Genomic DNA, 3,314 nt, shown 5'->3' with positions numbered 1-3,314 from the left:
TAACCGGCGGTGTAGGCGGTGCCAAGCTGGCACTGGGGCTGTATCAGCTGATGCAGCAAGGCGATCAAATCACTGACTTAAGCATCATTGTCAATACCGCCGACGACTTTGTGCATTTAGGGCTGCACATCAGCCCCGACTTAGATACTTTGATGTATACCCTGTCGGGTAGGGCGAATGCAAAGCAAGGCTGGGGCCTCGCCGATGAAAGTTGGCAGGTGCATCAGGCCCTAGCGGCGGTGAATGCGCCTACTTGGTTTCAACTAGGCGATAAAGACTTAGCCACCCATTTAGCGCGCACCCATGCCTTACAGCAGGGGCAGTCACTCAGTGAGGTTACTGCGGCGCTGTTTCACCAGTTTGGGGTAGAAGGGCTGACGGTGTTGCCCATGTGCGATCAGCCGGTATCGACCTATGTCACCTTGGCTTCAGCAGCTGATACGACTGAGGCTGTCAGTGTTAAAGATGCATCAGCCAGTAGCAATCACGATAGTGCTAAGAGCGAAAAATTGAGTTTTCAGCACTACTTTGTTGCCCAGCAATGCCAGCCAATAATCAATGGCTACGGCTTTGATGGCATCGAGCAAGCCTCAGTATCTGAGGCGACTGCGGCAGCAATTCAGCAGGCCGACGCCGTGCTGATTTGCCCGTCTAATCCCTTTGTCAGTATTGCGCCTATTCTTGCCGTGCCGGGCATGTCTGAGGCCTTGCAAGCACATCGCGCAAAATTAAAGCCAGTGCTTGCTGTGTCGCCGATTATCAACGGTGCGGCGGTGAAAGGCCCAACTGCGAAAATGATGGCCGAGCTATCACTGGCGGTGAATAATCAAAGCATTGCGACATTTTATCAGTCATTGATCAGTCATCTAGTGATCGACGTCAGTGATCAAGCTGATGCTGCAGCTTTAGCATCGGCGCAGCATCAGCTGCAGCTTGAGATTCTGCCCACGCTGATGCGCAGCGATGCCGATAAACAGCAATTAGCTAAAGCTATTATAACGCTGCTACAGGGTTTTTTATCAGCGCAGCAAGCGTCACCCGCTAAGCGTCAATGATTGTTGTTATCCCCTATAAGGGCCAACCTGAGCAAACCGCGATCGCAAAAGGTCGCTTAGCCGCGTTGCTAAGCCCTGAGCAACGGCAGATGCTGGCCGAGGCGATGTTTGTCAGCGTGTTCAAGGCCTGGCTAGATTTTGACGCGGCAAACCCCAATCAGCTGCAGCAGCTTGTAGTTGTGTCGAAAGATCGCAACTGCCTCGCGCCGCTGCAAGGCTATATGCAGCATTACGCCGCACAGTCACAGGACAAGCAGAGAGAAAATTTAAAGCCGAAAAACAAGAACAAGCTACAGGCAAAACACAAGACAAAACAAGCCTCAATATCTCGCAACAGCCAAGGCTATTGCTCGTTTACATTGAGCCATTTTGCCGAGCCCGATAGCTGCAGCGACTTAAATGCTGCCTTGGAGGCCGCGCTGCAGTCTCTTGAGGCGCAAAACCGCAGCGCAGCCGCAGATCAAACTAGCTCGGCAAGCAGTTTGCCGTCGCAATGCTTGATTATGCATGCCGATCTGCCTTTGACCGAGGCTGCCGATATTGCCAGCATTATGCAAGATGCAGCCGGTCAGTCAGGCCGCCAAGCAATTCATTTAGTGCAAGATAAGTCGCGCACCGGCACCAATGCCTTAGTCTTGCCATTGCCATCGCCAATACCGCTGTGCTTTGGCGAAAATAGCGCATCCAAACATTTACAGCAGGCCATGTTGCTGGCTGAGCAAGGTATTAAGCTGCATATCGTACAACAGCGACAGCTGGCGTTTGATTTAGATGAAGCAGATGATTTGATGACGCTTTTGGCGTATCATAAGGCGCAATATTTTTCAGCCCAGCACCCATTAACAGCCTGTCTTGATAGCTTACAAGCGGCCCTTGATGTAGCTAATAAATAACGCGGTATATGGCAACAAACAAGCCCGGCAATTCTGATCATCACACGCTTAATGCGAAGCCTTGTCATTCAGAGGCCAGTCACCCTTCGCCTGAACGCTCGCCCTCAGCTAATGATGTCGCCAGCGCTTTAGACAAAATTGCGGCCTTAAACGCCAGCGAGTTTGCAGTGCCCGATGCGGCTGCCTTTGCCTTTCATCTATCGGATGCCGAGGCGCTAAGTTTAGCCACCATCACGCTTGATTCGGCTGATAGCGCTAACAGCCATGATGGTGAAAACCGAAGGGATGCTAATGTCGCAGAGGCTGTAAGCAGCTTGTCGGCCGATAGCTTGCTCGCCGCGGCGACGCGTTTACGCGACGCAGGCTTTGATAATGTGATCAGTTTCTCCAAAAAAGCGTTTTTTCCGCTCACTCAGCTTTGTCGTGATGTTTGCCATTACTGCACCTTTGCGCAAACGCCTAAGTTTATCGACGCACCTTTTATGAGCGCCGATGCCGTGCTCGCGCAAGCCAAGGCCGCTGCCAAGCTTGGCTGTAAAGAAGCGCTATTTACCCTGGGTGAAAAGCCTGAACTGCGCTACAGCACCGCGCAGCAAGCCTTAGACGAGATGGGCTTTAGCAGCACACTCGACTATGTGGCTGATATGGCCGAGCGCCTGTATGCTGAAAGCGGCATTCTGCCCCATATCAATGCCGGCACCATGAGCCGTGAAGAGCTATTGCGGTTAAAGTCTGTGTCGGCCTCCATGGGGCTGATGCTCGAATCCAGTGCCGAACGGCTGTGCCAAAAAGGCATGCCACACTATGGCTCGCCCGACAAACAGCCCGCCGCCCGGCTAGCCACCTTACGCCTAGCTGGCGAGCTGGATATTCCCTTTACTACCGGTATTTTAATTGGCATTGGCGAAACACGGGCTGAGCGCATTCAGTCACTGTTAGATATTCGCCAAATTCAGCAACAATATGGCCATATTCAAGAAATTATCGTGCAAAACTTCCGTGCCAAGCCCGATACTAAAATGGCGCAGGCGCCCGAGCCCGATCTCGCCGAGCTGCTGTGGACGCTGGCGGTAACGCGCCTGATTTTTGGTGCGCAGATGTCGATTCAAGTGCCGCCGAATTTAAGCCCTGGTGTCTTGCCGCAGCTAATCTCGGCCGGTATTAACGACTGGGGCGGCGTGTCGCCGATAACGCCCGATTTTGTCAACCCTGAGGCGCCGTGGCCACATTTAGATGATTTACGTCACGCCACCGAGCAGGCGGGCATGCAGCTGCGCGAGCGTTTAACGATTTATCCGCCATTTTTCAGTGATCAGGCAGCAAGAGCGCGTTACCTTGATAGCCGCTTTCATGCAAGCGTTCTGCA

3 protein-coding genes are annotated in these 3,314 nt (G+C 52.8%); all 3 read left to right on the top strand.

Annotated features, from left to right (window positions below; genetic code table 11):
* The coding region (locus HRU21_12170; GenBank protein NRA43045.1) for a 2-phospho-L-lactate transferase at nt 1–1,055 on the top strand (1,055 nt) is incomplete at its 5' end.
* The gene (locus tag HRU21_12165) at nt 1,052–1,948 is read left to right on the top strand and encodes a hypothetical protein (protein ID NRA43044.1); all 897 of its coding nucleotides are present in this window, start codon (nt 1,052–1,054) and stop codon (nt 1,946–1,948) included. The genes HRU21_12170 and HRU21_12165, both read left to right, overlap by 4 nt.
* 8 nt (nt 1,949–1,956) lie before the next feature.
* Nucleotides 1,957–3,314, top strand: a 1,358-nt coding sequence (gene cofG / locus HRU21_12160) for a 7,8-didemethyl-8-hydroxy-5-deazariboflavin synthase CofG (GenBank protein NRA43043.1), incomplete at its 3' end; no start/stop codon positions are given.

Source organism: Pseudomonadales bacterium, from assembly GCA_013215025.1.
Taxonomy (GTDB): domain Bacteria; phylum Pseudomonadota; class Gammaproteobacteria; order Pseudomonadales; family DT-91; genus DT-91.
The sequence above is the reverse complement of the archived record's forward strand: the minus strand, read 5'-3'. Positions and strand labels throughout refer to the sequence as shown.

Excerpts from the sequence above, each read along its gene's own strand:
- HRU21_12165 (NRA43044.1), top strand. The coding sequence starts at position 1,052 with ATGATTGTTGTTATCCCCTATAAGGGCCAACCTGAGCAAACCGCGATC.